This is a genomic window from Thalassolituus sp. UBA2009 (assembly GCF_002335285.1).
Taxonomy (GTDB): domain Bacteria; phylum Pseudomonadota; class Gammaproteobacteria; order Pseudomonadales; family Oceanobacteraceae; genus Venatoribacter; species Venatoribacter alkanivorans.
In genome coordinates this window covers 1-16,631 of sequence record NZ_DDCJ01000071.1, presented here as the reverse complement: position 1 = coordinate 16,631, position 16,631 = coordinate 1, and the positions used below count along the sequence as shown (strand labels likewise).

The 16,631-nt window shown below is 53.8% G+C and carries 10 protein-coding genes; 4 read left to right on the top strand and 6 right to left on the bottom strand.

What is annotated here, in order from left to right:
* Positions 1-1,086 precede the first annotated feature (1,086 nt).
* From B3P58_RS09065 to B3P58_RS09040, 6 genes are all read right to left on the bottom strand, one after another.
* Complete coding sequence (locus B3P58_RS09065) at positions 1,087-2,427, bottom strand: DUF3592 domain-containing protein (protein ID WP_286717087.1); 1,341 nt, start codon at positions 2,425-2,427, stop codon at positions 1,087-1,089.
* 129 nt (positions 2,428-2,556) lie between these two features.
* Positions 2,557-3,078 (bottom strand): hypothetical protein, encoded by a 522-nt coding sequence (locus B3P58_RS09060; protein WP_286717086.1) that lies wholly within the window; start codon positions 3,076-3,078, stop codon positions 2,557-2,559.
* 4 nt (positions 3,079-3,082) lie between these two features.
* Positions 3,083-6,196, bottom strand: a complete 3,114-nt coding sequence (locus tag B3P58_RS09055; protein WP_286717084.1) for a transglutaminase-like domain-containing protein — start codon at positions 6,194-6,196, stop codon at positions 3,083-3,085.
* Between the two features lie 20 nt (positions 6,197-6,216).
* A complete protein-coding gene (locus B3P58_RS09050) occupies positions 6,217-10,344 on the bottom strand; it encodes a hypothetical protein (RefSeq protein ID WP_286717082.1) in 4,128 nt (1,375 codons plus the stop codon).
* Positions 10,341-11,540, bottom strand: coding sequence for a carboxypeptidase regulatory-like domain-containing protein (locus B3P58_RS09045; RefSeq protein WP_349676588.1), 1,200 nt, complete (start codon positions 11,538-11,540; stop codon positions 10,341-10,343). The genes B3P58_RS09050 and B3P58_RS09045 overlap by 4 nt, the downstream gene beginning before the upstream one ends.
* Positions 11,541-11,613: 73 nt before the next feature.
* A complete protein-coding gene (locus B3P58_RS09040; RefSeq protein ID WP_286717081.1) occupies positions 11,614-13,086 on the bottom strand; it encodes a carboxypeptidase regulatory-like domain-containing protein in 1,473 nt (490 codons plus the stop codon).
* A gap of 245 nt (positions 13,087-13,331) precedes the next feature.
* Here B3P58_RS09040 and B3P58_RS09035 point away from each other — a divergent pair, with 245 nt between their 5' ends.
* The 4 genes from B3P58_RS09035 to B3P58_RS09020 are packed head-to-tail and all read left to right on the top strand — an operon-like array spanning position 13,332 to position 16,454.
* Positions 13,332-13,877, top strand: a complete 546-nt coding sequence (locus B3P58_RS09035; RefSeq protein WP_145467267.1) for an L-threonylcarbamoyladenylate synthase — start codon at positions 13,332-13,334, stop codon at positions 13,875-13,877.
* Between the two features lie 31 nt (positions 13,878-13,908).
* Positions 13,909-14,862, top strand: coding sequence for an oxygen-dependent coproporphyrinogen oxidase (gene hemF, locus B3P58_RS09030; protein WP_286717080.1), 954 nt, complete (start codon positions 13,909-13,911; stop codon positions 14,860-14,862).
* Positions 14,863-14,872: 10 nt separating this feature from the next.
* The gene (gene aroE / locus B3P58_RS09025) at positions 14,873-15,703 is read left to right on the top strand and encodes a shikimate dehydrogenase (protein ID WP_286717079.1); all 831 of its coding nucleotides are present in this window, start codon (positions 14,873-14,875) and stop codon (positions 15,701-15,703) included.
* A 52-nt stretch (positions 15,704-15,755) separates the two neighbouring features.
* Positions 15,756-16,454 carry a VC0807 family protein gene (locus tag B3P58_RS09020; RefSeq protein WP_260997960.1) on the top strand — a complete coding sequence of 233 codons (699 nt, stop codon included), beginning with the start codon at positions 15,756-15,758 and terminating at the stop codon, positions 16,452-16,454.
* Positions 16,455-16,631 lie beyond the last annotated feature (177 nt).

Sequence of the window (16,631 nt, the reverse complement as noted above, 5' to 3'; positions counted from 1 at the left end):
ACCAGAAATGTGGAGAGAATATAAGCGAAAATATCAAGAGAAAACGCAACAAGCGCAGCAGTTGAAACCATGGCTGCCAAGCTGGCGAATGTAGCAAATATTATTGCATAGCATGCAAACACGATAGCAGCACCGATCATTGCGATTAAGACTAATTATGGAACAATTGCTCTTGGATTCGTCGAACAATTAACACTTAGACTGGCTAGGCTATTATGCCAGAAAAAATTGCAATGGCTAATGCAAATGGTGGAGTTACAATCAAAGGCCAGAAGAAAGAGGATACAGATGTAAGGATCGCTAAATGTCCAATTCCTGCCGAAAGATCAGAGAGTAGTCTTCCCCATTCTCCCCGCCACCAATCAGATAAGCACCGGCCCCGGTTTCCGGATCAAGCACTGTGTAACCGATAAAGAATTTACCAAAAAAACTGACTGGATTTTCATGACCAGGCAGTCTGCAACCTTATAGTCGATGGTGAACTGGTGATTCAGTTTACTATACGAAGGGTTAATTCAATTTGTTTATCGTGAATAATCCGGTAGTTTTTCAGGATTTTATAAAGTCTGGATTAAAGTGATAAAAATCAGATGTGCTTTAAATTTTCTTTTTAATGAAAATATAAATCAAAATGCTGAGTAGTATTACGAATATGCTGGCAGAAACCCAAAAGAACGTGTCATTCTCTGGTGTAATTACATATCCTGAAACTGAATGTGTGTAAATCTTACCTTCGCACAGTTGGTTAACAAAATAACCAAGCAGTACGATGGCAGAAAGAGAAATGCCAAAGCTATCATTAAGATCTTCAGATTTTTTAGTCACAGTTTTATCGAGACTCTCTAAATTGTGGAAGTGCAAAAACCAATAAAGATCAGAAAGAAAAAAATCGCTCCATGTCTGAGCTGCATTGTTTACATAGAAGTCTGTTATTCGAATCAAGGTCTATAGAAAATCCGACTCTGTAAAGAGTGCGATGATGACAATTATAATTGAAGCTGAGCACTTAGAGTTCATTTTACGCTGTACATTAACCAAACCAGTTTTCTACGCGAATGTCTTCGCGTAGATGTCCTATTTGACCGTTCACAGATTAGCCATGATTACGATAATAGCTGAAGATATCACCAAACTGATGATCAGGCTCGGGAGTAGTCGTTTTTCACTATAGACGAAAGAAATTGATGGGGCTGACGGACACACCCAGGCATTGAGTGGATTAAGAGCTTTTTCCGCGGTATTTAGATCACTGAACAGACGGCTACCGAGTAAGCTCCAACGAACAGATTCGTATTGCTTTCCATCGAGCAGATACGTGTAGCGGATACTTGGCTTGTATCGTTTTCTGTTCTGAATCTGTACCTCATGAACCTCTGCCTGGGTAATTTCAATAGGGACCATTTTCCAGAAAATGGTCCATATTTGTATCACGATTAAACATAGCGATATTAAGCTAACAGCAATCAGAATGCAGAATAGAAGTGTGTAAATCATTATGCAATTAATCTTGTATAAGAGTGAAACCTGCTGAGTGTTCTGACTCAGATATCGGGAATAAAAGGCAGATAGCAGTACCGACATAAAGATAGCAAAGACAACACCTATAATTGCGGCAAAGACCGGACCGGCAAAGGCGAATGCCGCACCAATCACTAATGTTGTTGATGCGAAAGCAAACATTGCTCCAGATAGTCGGCCTAACTTATTACTCCATGACAGGGATGAATCCGTCAGCGTCAGAAATGCTTCTGCCAGTAAGGCGGCAATCCCTAAGAATTTTGCTGCTTGAGCAGCTTTGTACAGACTTTTATATCCGCCGTAGAATATAGGTTTACCGTTGTCTCCTGCGGACGTTATACCTGAAAGCCAGCCTAATATTCCGGAAACAGCAGTGAGAATATCCCCCCCATTCTCCCCGCCACCAATCAGATAAGCACCGGCACCGGTTTCCGGATCGATTACCGTATAATCAACGGACGATTTACCAAAGAAGCTGACTGGCTTTTCATGGGCAGTCACTTCCTTACCGGCGTATACCGAATTGCGGATATCCGTTTCAACAGATGCCGGCAACTGCAGACCATTTAATGCGATGTCGAGGTTAGTTCGTGTGATGGTCCAGATTTTCTGGCCTTCGGCCGCTGCCAGCTGTAAGGCTTTGACCGCACTGATACCGTTTGCCGGGCTGTCTTCGGTGCTGAACATCTGCTCGGGAACGAGATGCTCCATCGCACTCAGACGTGCACCGGAAGCGCGGTTGTAATTAAGCCATTGCTGGGTGTCGTTATTTTTATGCGCCAGCAGATGCGTGATGTGATCAACGTCCATTACCAGGCCGTCCATCTTCACGTTACGCGGAATACCAAACCAGTACAGCGGCGTCACATTGGTTTTGAATAAACCGTAGCTGGGTGTCTTATAGCTCATGATATTGGCCTGGCAGGTATATCATCCTGTACCTTATGCAAGGCAAAGTAGCTGAAGATGGTGACTTAGGGGGGATATGCCCTGTTTTGTTAGAGCAACGCAGTTCTCAATTTGATATTTCATGCCACCTCATCGAGATACTATTTTAAATAACTCATCAATTTCATCAGAACCATAGAATGGACTCAATTTTATGAAATATGTAACATAGCCACTATTTAAAAGAATGCATTCTGAAATATCCTTCAATCTTTTGCTAACCCGCCAATCTTCAATCTCAAAGCTCTTAAAGATTACTCCACTGGTTCTCAATTTAGAGGCTAATAAGCTATTTTTATTAGCATAAACTGATGATAAATCGCTATTAATTGCCTCTCTGTATGATAAATAATAATAATTATAAATTACGATGGCATGGCCAAAGCTAAGTAATGAGACATCAGCACTCTCTTTTTTCAACTGAAATTGACAAGTCACACCAAGACTATAAAAATAATCGTAACCTTCATCTTCGGATTCATGCCAATCAGGAAACATAAACTTTATCTTGTTAATAAGGATATTACTTCTGTAAAAATTAAGATAAAGAAAAATTCCTAAATAAAATGTCAGCACAACCAACAAAAATGAAAACGCAAAATCTAAATTCATTTAATTAACATCCTGCATCTTTTTTGACAATACCCATCATCAACTTAGCAACCGTAGAAGCAACTGATTGAATTAAGCTCGAAATAAGAAACCCAATAACCCCAGTACCTACTGAGATCAATGAAATTATAATTGATAAAATAAGTGGTATACCTACCAAGATTACAAGCTCTGCTGGTGATATGGATGGGCACGATAACACCAGATCAATAAATGAGGCGATAGTTCCGAAAACAATGCCGACTGCACCAAAAAACTTCCCTAAATATTTAAACATCGCAGAAGCTTTTTTACCTGCTTGCTGCTTTTCCTGAAAACCAAAGATAAACCCAGACAAGTTGAAAAAAAGATCTGAGATGCTAAATACTAAATCCCCCCCATTCTCCCCACCACCTATCTTATACGCCCCCGCGCCTGTTTGCGGATCTAAAATAATAAATCCAATCTGGCTACTGCCATAAAAATTCACCGGCTGTTCATGGGCTGTAATCTCCATCCCTGCGGCGGCTGAGTTCCTGATCTCACTGATGATATCGTCAGGCAGATTCAGGTTAGGTATCGCAATATCGACGTTTTCTGAGGTAATCGTCCAGATCTTCTGCCCTTCCGCGCCCGCGATCTGAAGGGCTTTTACCGCACTGATACCGTGGGCCGGGTTATCATCAGTGCCAAACATCTGTTCGGGTACCAGATGCTCCATGGCTGACATGCGTGCGCCTTGTGCCTGATTAAAGGCCAGCCATTTAGTTTGATCGTTGGATTCTTCAACCTGATAATTCATTATCAGGTCTACGTCCATGGTCAAACCACCCAATTCAACATTACGCGGAATACCAAACCAGTACAGCGGCGTCACATTGGTTTTGAATAAACCGTAGCTGGGTGCCTTATAGCTCACCATATTGGCCTGACGGGCAGCGATATCATCCTGCACATTATTCAGGGCAAAGTAGCTGAGGATGGTGGCGTAGAGTAAATCACCAACCAGCTGTTGTTTGCCAAGCTCGGTGTAATCTTCGGCAGTGATTTTCTGTTGGGTGTTTTCCAGATCATGTTTCAGTGCATCGGCCTGTGCCGGGCTGACGCCATGCAGGTCGAGCGCCAGTGCCCGGTATTCGCCGGCAATGGGTTTGTTCTGCGATGTACGCCAGCCACGGCCGGGCTGCCAGTAACCCATTTCTGATAACAGCTCAGTACCCATGGTCACGCTGCTGCTTGTCGCCGCTGCAATCTCACTGCCAATGGTAAATTCGCCGTTCAGATGAATCAGGTAACCGGGCAGGGTGTCGGGCACAGCCGCCGGGTCGATGTCGCCATTGGCATCCGGCTCCGGCAAATAGCTGGTGAGGGTTTGCTCATCGGCTTCTGAAGCCGGGGCAAATGACAGCCCCAGTTTTTTACCGGCTAACAAGGCGGTTGGCTGATTAATGCTGAGCAGAATATTGCCCATCTGCCCGTACTGACTGCTGCCCAGTGTGTATTTGAATTTCCAGCGCTGGTTGTCGGTCAGGGCCGAAGCCACCAGTTTGCGGGTACGCAGTTCGTACGGCAGTGAAGCCGCCAGTGATTCACGCACAACGGTCTTGATGGCAGCCGTACCCAGTACATCGCCGACGGTGGCGTCGGGAGCCTGGCTGTTGATGTAGTCTTCCAGCTGAGCCTGATAGTTGGTCAGTGCCTGCTCGACATCCTGCTGTGGAATACCCTGTACCCAGCCTTCGTCTTCATTAACGGTGCTGTTTTGTTCAAGGCTGTCGGCCAGCGCCTGGGCATCAAAAGGTACGGCCTGATCAAGGCCCATACCGTCCTGATATTCATATTGCTTGTAGCTGGCATCCATCGGAATCCAGCTGTCACCGACGCTGTGCTTTGCCCCACGGCTGGGTAAATAATCGATCCAGGCTTCAACCCAGACATGCTCCAGTTCGAAGTGCGTCACCTGACCACCGCTGACCAGCATCTTGCTGGGCACGCCGCCCTGGCCGAGCAGATTGCCGGCGGCTTCCGGTACCTGCACATTACCAACCCAGTTCATCACGCTGGCGGCGGGCATACGCACGGTACCAAAGGCGTAACGGGCTGGAACATTGGCGGCACGCAGCAGGGCAACCAGCAGGCTGGCGGTATCGAAGGCGTTACCTTTCTGATAAGTCAGGGTGTATTCAGCGCCCTGCACCGAACCGTAGCTGGGAATATATTCAACGTTATTACGAACCCACTGATAGATCGCGACCGGATCGTTATTCAGCTCACCGGCTTTGGCAATAATGGCCGGACTGAGCGGTGCGTCGAGGGTGGCATCCAGATCGGCCTGAACCGGGCCGCCGGGATTGCCCAGCATGTCCGGGGTGATGACGTTACTGGCCAGTTGTACGCCCTGCTCAAATAACGGCAGGTCGTAACGCTGACTCAGCAGTTTGGCATCCTGTGCCGGTTCCGGTGTCAGTTTCGGATCTGGTGTGCCCCACGGCAGTTGTTCCGGATCAAACGGATCACGCGGGTTACCGATACTGAAACTGTTCAGCAGGTTGTTCAGGGCGTTGAGCTGTTGCTCCTGATCATCCAGCGATTGCTCTTGTGTGGCTGCCGTCAGTTGTTCCTGCAGTTGTTGGTAGCGGGCCAGAATCTGCGTCTGCAGTTGCTGCTGTCGCTCCAGCACAACGGCCGGCAGGCGATGCTCCTGCAGACGGGCGGCTTCCTGTGCGAGGGAATTTTCGGTGTCCTGGCGCAGCTCATTCAGACGCTGCTGAAAACGCTGGCTGGGATTATCCGGCAAGGCATCCTCACCAAAGCCAACAAAGCTCAGCGCACGGCTGACAAAGCCCTGCTCAGCATTCTGTTTGTTCAGCACCTGTTGCCGCTGCTGGCTGATATGGTCGCGCAGATTGGCCAGCACCTGATCAAGCTGCTGATTGTCCTGCAGCCAGCGTTGCTGTTCTTCCAGCTGCTGTTGCTGGTCAATTTCCACCGCAACCGCCCAGGACGGCCAGATCACCGCATTCAGAAAAACAACCAGCACCGTGCGCGCAATAAGGCGCAGCGGGCGGGATGAGCGTGGAGCGCTGTCCAGCAGCAGCTCCTGTTGCAGCAAAGGCATAGAAGGGGTTCCTGAAGTCATAACTGAATTCCGTTTCATGATCATTGCGCCAGCTTCTCGCCGACAAACTGAATATGACGCTGTACCTGCTGACGGGCACTGGCGACATCGTCTTCATGGCCAACCAGCAACAGGTCGGCGGCCAGCAGCAACAGCGTCTGCGCCTGATACCAGTGCTCTTTGTTGATGGCTTCGCGGGCCAGCTTGAACTTCAGCCAGGCATGGCGGTAGTTCAGGCGATACCAGTAGTCCCAGGCCAGGCTGTCGAGCAGTGCCTGGGTTGCCGCGAGTTCCGGGGTGGCGCTGGTGCCGAATGCAAAGCTGGCCTGCGCCTGTTGCAGCTGCTGATTGCCGTCGACGGTGGTGGTCAGCAGACCGATGCTCTGCTCACCGTCGCGGTCGGCCAGTTTGATGTACAGACGTGATGCCAGAGTCTGCGGCTCTGCCAGCGTCAGGGTTGCCAGCCAGTGTTCATCCTGCTGAGCAAAGATGCCGGGAACCAGCAGCTCAGCACCTTCCGGCAGCAGCAGTTCGCTGACTAAGCTGACGGCACCGCGGTTGTTCTGCCACTGTACGTTCAGCGGCAGTACGGCAGAGCCCAGGGCCGGCAGTTCATCCGGCTGGATCTGTTGCAGTGCCTGCAGAATCAGTTCGGCATAGCTGCTGTCAGCCCCGGCCTGAGTGGCCTGCAGCAACAGGTCGAAACCAAAGAACAGGCTGCGTCCTTTGCCATAGTCGTAGCCGGTGATGGCGCGGCGCTTAACATCGAAAATGTCGTGCGCTTTATGCTCGCCTTTATCCAGCCAGTGCCAGTTATGCTGCTGCTCGTCTCCGGCCAGCGCGTATTCGGCAAGGGTTTCGGCGCCGGTCAGCCAGATACCCTGAACCTTATCGGCCAGCGGCAGCTGGGCATTCCAGGCGCTGCTCAGGTCAGAGTTGTGTACCTGTAATTCCCGCGCCCATGGATGACGGCCAATCACCGCCACACCCAGTGCCGATTCCAGCCACAGGTTACGTTTATCGAAACCACCCGCGACAATCAGGCCTTTACCGGCGAAGACCGCTTCGCGCAGCTCTTTCTGTACCTGCCAGTGCAGCTGCGGACGTTCGGCCAGCAACAGGTAGCTGCTGTAACCACCGAGACGGTGCTCGCGGGCAAAGTCATCGGCGCTGTGTACCAGCGTGTATTCCCAGCCAGCGTCCTGCAGCAGTTGTTCGATAAAGTCGTTCTGCTCATTCACATCCGGGCCGTTGAGCGGGCCGAACGGGTCGGCATTACGCAGATCGTCATCGCTGTGCCACGGATGCCAGGCCAGCAGGCTGACGTCTTCGTACAGTTCATTAAGCGTTAATGGGCGGTCGCAGCTGCAGTCGAAGGTCCAGGACTTCTCAACTTTACTCAGCCAGTTACGTTTAACCGATACCTCCACCCGGTACTCTTTGCCCAGTCCGGATGATGACTGCACCAGCACCTCGAACTGACCGCTGGCCTGAGCTTTCACACTGAGATCGGTGTTGGCCTTGCCGTGGCGATGGTTGATTTCGGTATCCAGCGCGCTGACGATCTCGGTATCCAACAGCTTGCCATCCGGGCCGTAGAGGCGGATTTCAATCTGCTGAGAGGTGTTCAGTTCGGCGCCGAAGTCGAAGCCAACACGGATGTCCTCAAGAGCAGAACACTGACGCGGAGCATCGGTCAGCACCAGCACGCGGCCAGGGCCTTCACTGCTGATGGCCGTGGATACTTCAGGCGCCTGCACTTCAAAGCTGTCACTGGCCAGAACCTGCCAGGTGCCGTTGATGTTGGCTTCCAGTACACAGGCATAACCACCGTAAGCCTGTCCTGCGGCGCTGAAGTCGGTGTGCCAGGTAAATTCATCATTGCGGCCGATATCGGCGCTGATTTCGGTGCGCTGCAGCAGGGTTTCGCTGTCCGCCTGAATCAGGCTGTAAGCCAGCTGAGTCCCCAAAGCCGCTTCCGGCGCCCGGTTGCGTACCGTGAAATCACAGCGGGTGCTGCCGGTATGATAGATACGGCTGTCTGCGGCCTGAACACTGCCCTGCAGTTCCTGCAGTGCCAGAGACTGCACGCGGAATCCGGCCTGCGAACGGCTGAGTTCCTGACCGCTGGCAGCATCCAGTGTTTTCCACACAGCCTGATACTGTCCCTGACTGGCGTCGTTCAGGGCCAGCAGGAAGCTGAAGTCTTCCATTGACGACGGTGCGAGGCTGCCCAGATCACGGCTCTGGCGGAAAACTTCTGTGCCATCCGGCGCATACACCAGCAGTTCGTTGCGGGTGGTCGTCAGCGGCGCATTGCTGGAAGTATTCTGCAGACGGGCACTGAGGTTAACGCTGTCCCAGCGGCCGTAAACCGGTTTGTCGGTATACAGGCTGGTGGCCAGACTCAGCGCGCCGCCACTGTTAGTCACAACGCTGAAGGGGGCTTCGGCCACTGCGGTTACACGGCCATCGGCGCGCAGCAGTTCGGCCCGCACGCGGTAGTTACCGGCAATCAGATTGCCGATGCTGAAGTCATAACCATTGATGGTTTTATCTTCCAGACTGGTGAAACTCAGGGTCTGTTCGTTCAGCTGGCTGACCAGTACGCCCTGTTCATCGACGATCTGCAGGCGGAAGCCGCTGCTGGTATCGCCTTCGTCCTGATTGCGGACCTGACTGCTGATAATGACCTGTTCCTGCGGCCGGTACTGAATGCGGTCGGTATTGGTCGACAGCGCCAGAACGGTTTCAGAAACCTGCACCGCGCGTGAGCCAAGGCCATCACGGATCAGGTTGCCGTTCATATCGCGGTAGGTCATTTCCAGTTCGTGGATCACCAGACGTGTTTCGCCGGGTTGCAGGTTGTGCAGCTTCAGGTCGAAACGGATATCGGCAATCTGGCCGACATCAAAGGTCGGGTAGCGCCACTCCACTTCCGACACCGGAGTTCCGAGGCGAACGTCGGCCGGGGTTTCACTGAAGGTGCTCTGTTCGATATCAATATCGGTGGCGGCAATGCGGTCGATAACCCGCACATCACTGATCATTGGCTGAATAACCCGGATCACCAGCGACAGCGGCAGCGCACTGGCAGCCTTCTGGTCGGTGGCGGTAAAGGTCAGCAGTTTGTCACCGAGGTCGGCCATGGACGGAGTCCAGCTGAAACGCACCGCGCTCGGGTTGCCCTGAGTCAGGCTGCTGACGCTGGCACCGGCAGGCAGGCCGAGGTTGTTGACGAACACTTCGTCGTTGAGGTCGCTGTCGCTCGCCTGAATATCCAGGGTCAGCGTCTGGCCAACAATGGCATTGATAATATCGCCGGTTGCCGGTGATGGTGGCTGATCAAATACCGGTGGCTGGTTATCGACGAAGTCGCGTAGGTTGATAATAAAATCGACCACCACGGTGCTGCGCGGCTGATCAAACTCATCCAGATCTTCGATGGTGACCGACAGGGCATAGAGTCCGAGAGGTTCGTTCTGGCTGCCGGCACTCCAGTCGACATAACCGGTGCTGGTATCCAGCGTTAAGCCGGTGGGATTACGTGAGATACCTGACTGGCCAAGTGGCGTCAGGCTCCAGCGCAGATGGTCATTGTCTTTATCAACGGCAGGGACAGAGAAACTGCAGTCACCACGGGCGCAGCTGACAATCGGTGGCAGGCTGCTGACCGGAGAGCGGTTGCCACTGCTCAGATCAACATTGGTATGCACCCGGTAATTACTGTTGGCAGAGTTACGCAGCGAGCCGATGCGGCAACAGACCGATAACGATGCCACCCAGGGCTCGCCATTGCTGCGCTCCTGTGACGGATATTCGTGGCGCACGGTGCCGGACTCCAGTCCGGCCTGACGGGCCTGACCGATAACCCAGTCTTCCTGAGTGTTAAGGGCGATGACCTCAAACTCATAGTTAGCGGATTTACCATCGCCGAAGCTGATAGCGGCCGGACGGAAGACACTGCCCAGCTGCAGGTTGCCGAAATAGCTGCGGCGGAAGGCCACCACAATACGGAAGTCGACGGTTGTTTCACTGATCTCGGGACGAGGCTCCCAGCTGATATGACCATAGCGGGCATGGGAGGCCTGACTGGCAGGACTCAGCAGCACGGCGCACAGGCTCAGAAGAGCCAGGCACCAGATTTTAAAATGAGCCGGAAAAATCATTCGCCATCAACTCCTTTGATCAGAATGCGTACCTGTGAGCGGCGCTCGGCGCCCGGAATCAGTTGTTGCGGGGTGAGGTCCTGCTCCACCTGCAGGCGTACCGTTGGCGGCACGAACAGCTGTGCGGCCTCAGGGGTTCCCTGAGTGGCAGCCGTGTCGAGAGTCAGGGTCAGCGGGTAATTACCACTGCGGCTGATCTGTTGCTGCAGGTTTTCCAGCGTCAGCTGCAGATTGGTCTGCTCCGGCGTGATTTGCAGATCCTGACGACCACTGCTCAGGATCTGGTTGTCCGGGTCGGCCAGAGTCCAGCTGAGGCTGGCGTCGACGGGCACATTGGAAGCATTACGCAGTAATGCCCCCAGCGTCAGATCGGCGTTGCTGTCGAGCAGGGCAAAGGCCGGAGTAATTTCTGCGGTCAGAGATGGCAGCGCCTGTGTCGGCTCGATCAGCAGAGGCGCTGCCGCTTCAGCCAGCACCTGGCTGGTGTCGGCGTCCAGAGCCTGAATGGTCACCCGGTATTGCCCGGGAGCCTGACGGCCGCTGTTCCAGCCCATGGCCAGCTCAACATGGCGGCTTTCATTCGGTGCCAGCACCTCAGTAGCGTCACTCAGATGCTGTTTGTAGTGTTCCCAGGCTTCGGCATTATCGGTATCCGGTAACGCTGGCAGATCGGCCCCCGGGAAACGGTCAAGAATCTGGTTGTTGTTGTCGGTGATCAGCACATACAGCAGCAGGCGGCGCTCACGTACCGTGAGGTTGGTCAGCGTGGCGCTCAGTGCAACCCGCTGATAGGCGCCGTAGGCTGGCTGGCCGGTGGTGACCTGGCTGACCTGAATGCCACCGGCGTTGGCTGGCATCAGGGCGATATCCATGGTCAGGGCGCGTGGCTGGCTGAGGCTGACCGGTGCGGAACCAAAGACGTAACCGGTGGCGTTGGCTCCGATCACAAACTCCAGGCTGGTAATGCCATCGAGCTGATAGAAGCCGTTACTGTCGGAGGTCGTGCTGCTGCCAAATACGCTGACCTGAGCACCTTCAATTGCGGCTCCGCTGTCGGCATCGGTAATACGGCCGGTAATACGGGTTGTGCTCACCGGCTCGCTGGCGGTCAGCAGAATATCTCCCAGTGCAGCGCGGCCGGTGGCCGGTACGACGACACTGAGCAGCACGCTGTCATAACCCGGGCGCGACAGCATAATCTGCTGCTCGCCTGCCAGCGGTGACGGAATGGTAAAGCGGCCATCGCTGCCGGACAGCACCGCCGAGGCATTACTCAGCTGCTCGGCCTGCACATCGGCCAGCGGTTGTCCGGTCGTGGCATCCAGCACCCGGCCAGACAGTTGCAGCGGCACGGTGGGTTCTGAATCCGGCTGCAGCTGCACAGAAAACTCTGCTGCGCTGCCGGCCACCAGATTGGCACTGGCGCTGACGCCATGGTAACCGCTGGCGCTGATCATCAGGCTGGCACTGCCTGCACCTGAGCTGATAGGAACCATCGACCGCGGTCAGGGTATCGGTTGTGGTACCAGCCAGAGTGACCTGCACCAGAGCCTGAGCGACCGGCAGACCGGTATTGGCATCGCTGACCACACCACGCACCAGACTGGTGGTCGGCGCCAGATTCAGGCGGATATCGCCCAGATCGATCAGCTGCCCGGCTTTAACGTTCAGCGTCTGCGAGGCGGTCAGATAACCATCGGCTTCGTAGGTCAGGCGGTAGCTGCCTTCTTCCAGACCGTTAAGTACAAAGCTGCCTTGCGCATCGGATAACAGATCGGTAGCACTGAGCGGCGAGGTGGTAATACGTACATTAGCCAGCGGCTGTGCGCTGCCGGCATCGACCGTACGACCGCGAACCGTGGCCTTATCCGGTGCGGTTGGCAGGCTGATATTGGCACTCAGATACAGCGCCTGTACGGCCAATGCGGTGGTAAAGGCATCATCCTGCCAGGAGCCATTGCCCTGCTGCTGCAGTTTCAGCCAGCTAAGGGTGTTGGCGTAGCGGGTAACATCGGTGGTCAAAGGGACAACCGCGAGCAGGAACAGCGCCGCCTGCCAGTCACTCTGCCAGCTGCCGTTGGCGGCGCTCAGGCTGTACAGATATTCCTGACCTTTATTCAGAGATTCACCGACGTTGTACACATAGAGATAAGGGGTAACAGCGCGCAGAGTCAGGGCGGTGATATAAGCGGAGGAGGCGGTGTCGCTATCGAGGGCAAAGCTGCCGTCACTGCGCTGCTGGGAGAGCAGGAAACCGATGGCTGCCGAGGTTGCCGGTGAGGCCCGGTTACCGGCATTGGCCAGTACCTGCAGAGCAAACAGGGTGTCGTAGACTGAGCTGTCGAAGCCGTTTTCGTCACCAAAGCCGCCATCACTGTTCTGCCGCAGCGCCAGTGTGGCCAGGTCGTCGGCGAACGGCTGGCTGAGGCGCAGGTTGGCGCTGATGCGCCGGCTCAGCAGCTCGGTCTCATGTGCATTGAGACCAGCCAGATAGGTTGCGAGCGTCTGGGTATTGAGATGATCCAGCTGCCCGGCACTGGCAAATGCCTGCAGAGCCTCGGTACTGGCCTGCCAGTCGGTGGCCGCCATGGTATTGCTGCGGAAGGATCCGTCCGCCTGCTGCTGGCTGCTGAGCCAGGCCAGTCCGCGGGTTATATCGTCAGACGTTGCGGAAGTGTGTGCGTGAAGCATGGCTGGCAGCAGTGCCAGCACAATATAGAAAACTCTGAACCAGACGTTCATCGGTTGCCCCTGAGTTGTTGAAGCAGGCCTGAAAACAGGCATGCATCGTCCCTGAAAAGTCGGCGAGGCTACTGACCTGAAATGACAGGTTCAATCTTGTCTTACGATAATCATTCTTAAGTCTTAGGCCTGAATTGTCCTAATACAGCAATGATGACGAAACAGCGTCAGCCGGGCCTCTACTTGCCGCTCCCGGCACCTTGTTGTAGGGTGCCGCCTTTCCCTTCATCTGCGGGTTTTCGTCCGTGAATAAATGGCATCTTGAACTGGCTGCTCACAGCATCCGCTCCGGCGGTGTGCTGGCCTATCCGACCGAGGCGGTTTGGGGCCTGGGTTGCGATCCGCGCAACGAGGCGGCCATCAGCCGTATTCTTGAACTTAAGAGTCGTCCGGCGCACAAAGGATTAGTGCTGGTGGCATCCTCATTGCAACAGCTGGATGAGTTGTTGTTGCCGCTGAGTGACAGCGATCTGGCAACCGTTAATGCCACCTGGCCGGGCCCGGTAACCTGGGTGTTACCCTGCCGCCGAGAGGTATCACCATTATTACGTGGTCGCCATGAATCGCTGGCGGTACGTGTTACCGATCATCCGCTGGTACGTGCACTCTGTGATGAAGTTGGCCCGCTGGTCTCGACCTCGGCCAATCCGGCGGGGCGCGAACCGGCACGTTCAGCATTGCGGGTGCGGCAATATTTTACCGACCGTTTGGATTATGTTTTGCCGGGAGCACTGGGTGGCCGTGCTCAGCCGTCGGAAATCCGCACGCTGACAGGTCAGCGTTTGCGTTAACAGGCCGTGAAGGCCTCAGAGGAGAATATTTATGAGCCAGGCTCATTCGGGCTGCGATGTGGCAGCGGTTAAAGCGTTTCTGCTGGATCTGCAGGACCGCATTTGCAGTGCACTGGAAGCACAGGACGGTAAGGCGCAATTTCAGGAAGACTCCTGGGAGCGCCCGGCGGCTGAAGGTGATCTGGCATTAACCGGTGGTGGCCGTACCCGCGTGATCGCCGATGGTGGCGTGATTGAAAAAGGCGGCGTGAATTTTTCCCATGTGCGTGGCGCTCGCTTACCGGCGTCGGCAACGGCTAATCGTCCGGAACTGGCCGGACGCAGCTTTCAGGCGCTGGGTGTGTCGCTGGTGATTCATCCGCACAATCCTTATGTGCCGACTTCCCATGCCAACGTACGTTTATTTGTCGCCGAAAAAGAAGGCGAAGAGCCGGTGTGGTGGTTTGGTGGCGGTTTCGATTTAACGCCGTTTTATCCCTATGAAGAAGACGTGGTGCACTGGCATCAGACCGGCAAAGATCTGTGCGCACCTTTTGGTGAGGGTGTTTTTGCCAAATACAAAAAATGGTGCGACGACTATTTCTATCTTAAACACCGTGACGAAAGCCGTGGTGTCGGCGGTCTGTTTTTCGACGACCTGAACGAGTGGGACGGCGAACTGAATTTTGAAAAATCCTTCGCCTTTATGCAGGCGGTGGGCAACGGTTATATCGATGCCTATGTACCCATTGTGGCGAAGCGCAAAGACACGCCTTATGGCGAGCGCGAGCGTAAATTCCAGTGCTACCGCCGTGGCCGCTATGTGGAATTTAATCTGGTGTTTGACCGCGGCACGATCTTTGGTCTGCAGACCGGTGGCCGTACCGAGTCGATTCTGATGTCGCTGCCGCCGGTGGTGCACTGGGATTACGACTGGCAGCCGGAACCCGGCTCGGCCGAAGCAAAACTTTATACCGATTTCCTGCCCCATAAAGAATGGGTGTGAGGCTGTAGTTATGACCGATCTTTATGCTGTTGTGGGCAATCCCATTGGCCACAGCAAATCGCCGCAGATTCATTCTGCATTTGCCGCGCAGACCCGTCAGGATCTGCTGTATACCGCGCAACTGGTACCGCTCGACAGCTTTGAGCGGGCACTGGATAAATTCTTTAAACACGGCGGCTGTGGTGTGAATGTGACCGTGCCCTTTAAAGAAAACGCCTGGCGTTACGCCGATGAATTTACTCCGCGCGCACAGCGTGCACAGGCGGTAAATACGCTGAAGAAAATGTCTGATGGCCGCATTCTTGCCGACAACACCGATGGGGTGGGTCTGGTGCGTGATCTGACGGTGAACCATGGCGTGACATTAACCGGCAAACGTATTTTGTTGCTGGGTGCCGGCGGTGCGGTGCGTGGTGTGCTGCAGCCCATTCTGGAGCAGCAACCGGCGGAGCTGATTATTGCCAACCGTACGCTGAGTAAAGCGCAAACGCTGGCCGCGGACTTTGCCGACTTAGGCAATATTAAAGCCGCCGCATTCGATGCACTGGACGGCAGCTTCGATGTCATCATTAACGGTACATCGGCCAGCCTCAGCGGCGATTTACCGCCACTGTCTCCTGCCGTATTAACGGCAGGCACCGTTTGCTATGACATGATGTACAGCACGCAAACCACAGTGTTTAATCAGTGGGCTCTGGATCATGGCGTAACCAAAGCCATTGATGGTTTGGGCATGCTGGTAGAACAGGCGGCCGAAGCTTTTGCTCTGTGGCGTGATGTCCGCCCGGAAACCGCAACGGTGATTACAGTACTGCGTGGTGAACGTCGTCAGCGCCGTTAATGTGCGCTGACGCTATTTTTTATCAGCCTGATTTTTTTTATGGAAGCCTTTAATGACCGCCACCACAAGCAGCAAAAAGAATCATAATTTTTTCAGCAATCTGCTGTTTAACATCGTTATCCCGACACTGATTCTCACCAAGGCCAGTGGTGACGATATGCTTGGCCCAACATTAGGTGTTGTGGTTGCGCTGGCGTTTCCGCTGGCTTTTGGTCTGTGGGATCTGAAAACCGCAGGCAAGGTGAATGCCTTTTCGATTCTGGGTATTGTCAGCGTATTACTGACCGGTGGTATCAGCCTGCTGCATTTACCACCGGAATATCTTGCCATTAAAGAAGCGCTTATTCCCGGTTTGATCGGCATTGCGGTACTGCTGACCCTGAATACCCGTTATTCGTTACTGCGCATGATTATTCTGAATGACGAAGTGATCGATACAGAAAAGCTGCAGCAGGCGGTTGCCGAGCATGGCGAAGAAGAGAACTTTCAGCGTCACCTGACGATGGCCAATAAAATCATCGCCGCCTCGTTTTTTCTGTCATCGGCGCTGAACTATGGTCTGGCGCGCTATATGGTAACCGCCATGCCAGGTACCGAAGAATATAACGAACAGCTGGGTGCAATGACGGCGATGAGTTATCCGGTGATTGTGCTGCCGAGCATGATTATTCTGGCGCTGGCGATCTGGTATTTATTCCGCAATATCCACAAGGCGACCGGTCGCGGACTGGAAGATTTTATGCGGCAATAACGTTGGCGCAGAGAACATGAGACATAAAAAACCGCGCCGGAGCGCGGTTTTTTTATTAATGCAGCCGTTACAGTGCAGTACTGCTGAAATTCAGCTGATACACACTGGTCGTACCACTCACTTCATTGCCCACGGCAATAAAATGCTTACCCTCACGGCTGAAGTAGTCGATAGACT

Excerpts from the sequence above, each read along its gene's own strand:
- B3P58_RS09040 (WP_286717081.1), bottom strand. The coding sequence starts at position 13,086 with ATGAACGTCTGGTTCAGAGTTTTCTATATTGTGCTGGCACTGCTGCCA.
- B3P58_RS09055 (WP_286717084.1), bottom strand. The coding sequence starts at position 6,196 with ATGACTTCAGGAACCCCTTCTATGCCTTTGCTGCAACAGGAGCTGCTG.
- B3P58_RS09060 (WP_286717086.1), bottom strand. The coding sequence starts at position 3,078 with ATGAATTTAGATTTTGCGTTTTCATTTTTGTTGGTTGTGCTGACATTT.
- B3P58_RS09020 (WP_260997960.1), top strand. The coding sequence starts at position 15,756 with ATGACCGCCACCACAAGCAGCAAAAAGAATCATAATTTTTTCAGCAAT.
- B3P58_RS09050 (WP_286717082.1), bottom strand. The coding sequence starts at position 10,344 with ATGATTTTTCCGGCTCATTTTAAAATCTGGTGCCTGGCTCTTCTGAGC.
- B3P58_RS09045 (WP_349676588.1), bottom strand. The coding sequence starts at position 11,540 with ATGCTGTCGCGCCCGGGTTATGACAGCGTGCTGCTCAGTGTCGTCGTA.
- hemF (WP_286717080.1), top strand. The coding sequence starts at position 13,909 with ATGAGCCAGGCTCATTCGGGCTGCGATGTGGCAGCGGTTAAAGCGTTT.
- B3P58_RS09065 (WP_286717087.1), bottom strand. The coding sequence starts at position 2,427 with ATGAGCTATAAGACACCCAGCTACGGTTTATTCAAAACCAATGTGACG.
- aroE (WP_286717079.1), top strand. The coding sequence starts at position 14,873 with ATGACCGATCTTTATGCTGTTGTGGGCAATCCCATTGGCCACAGCAAA.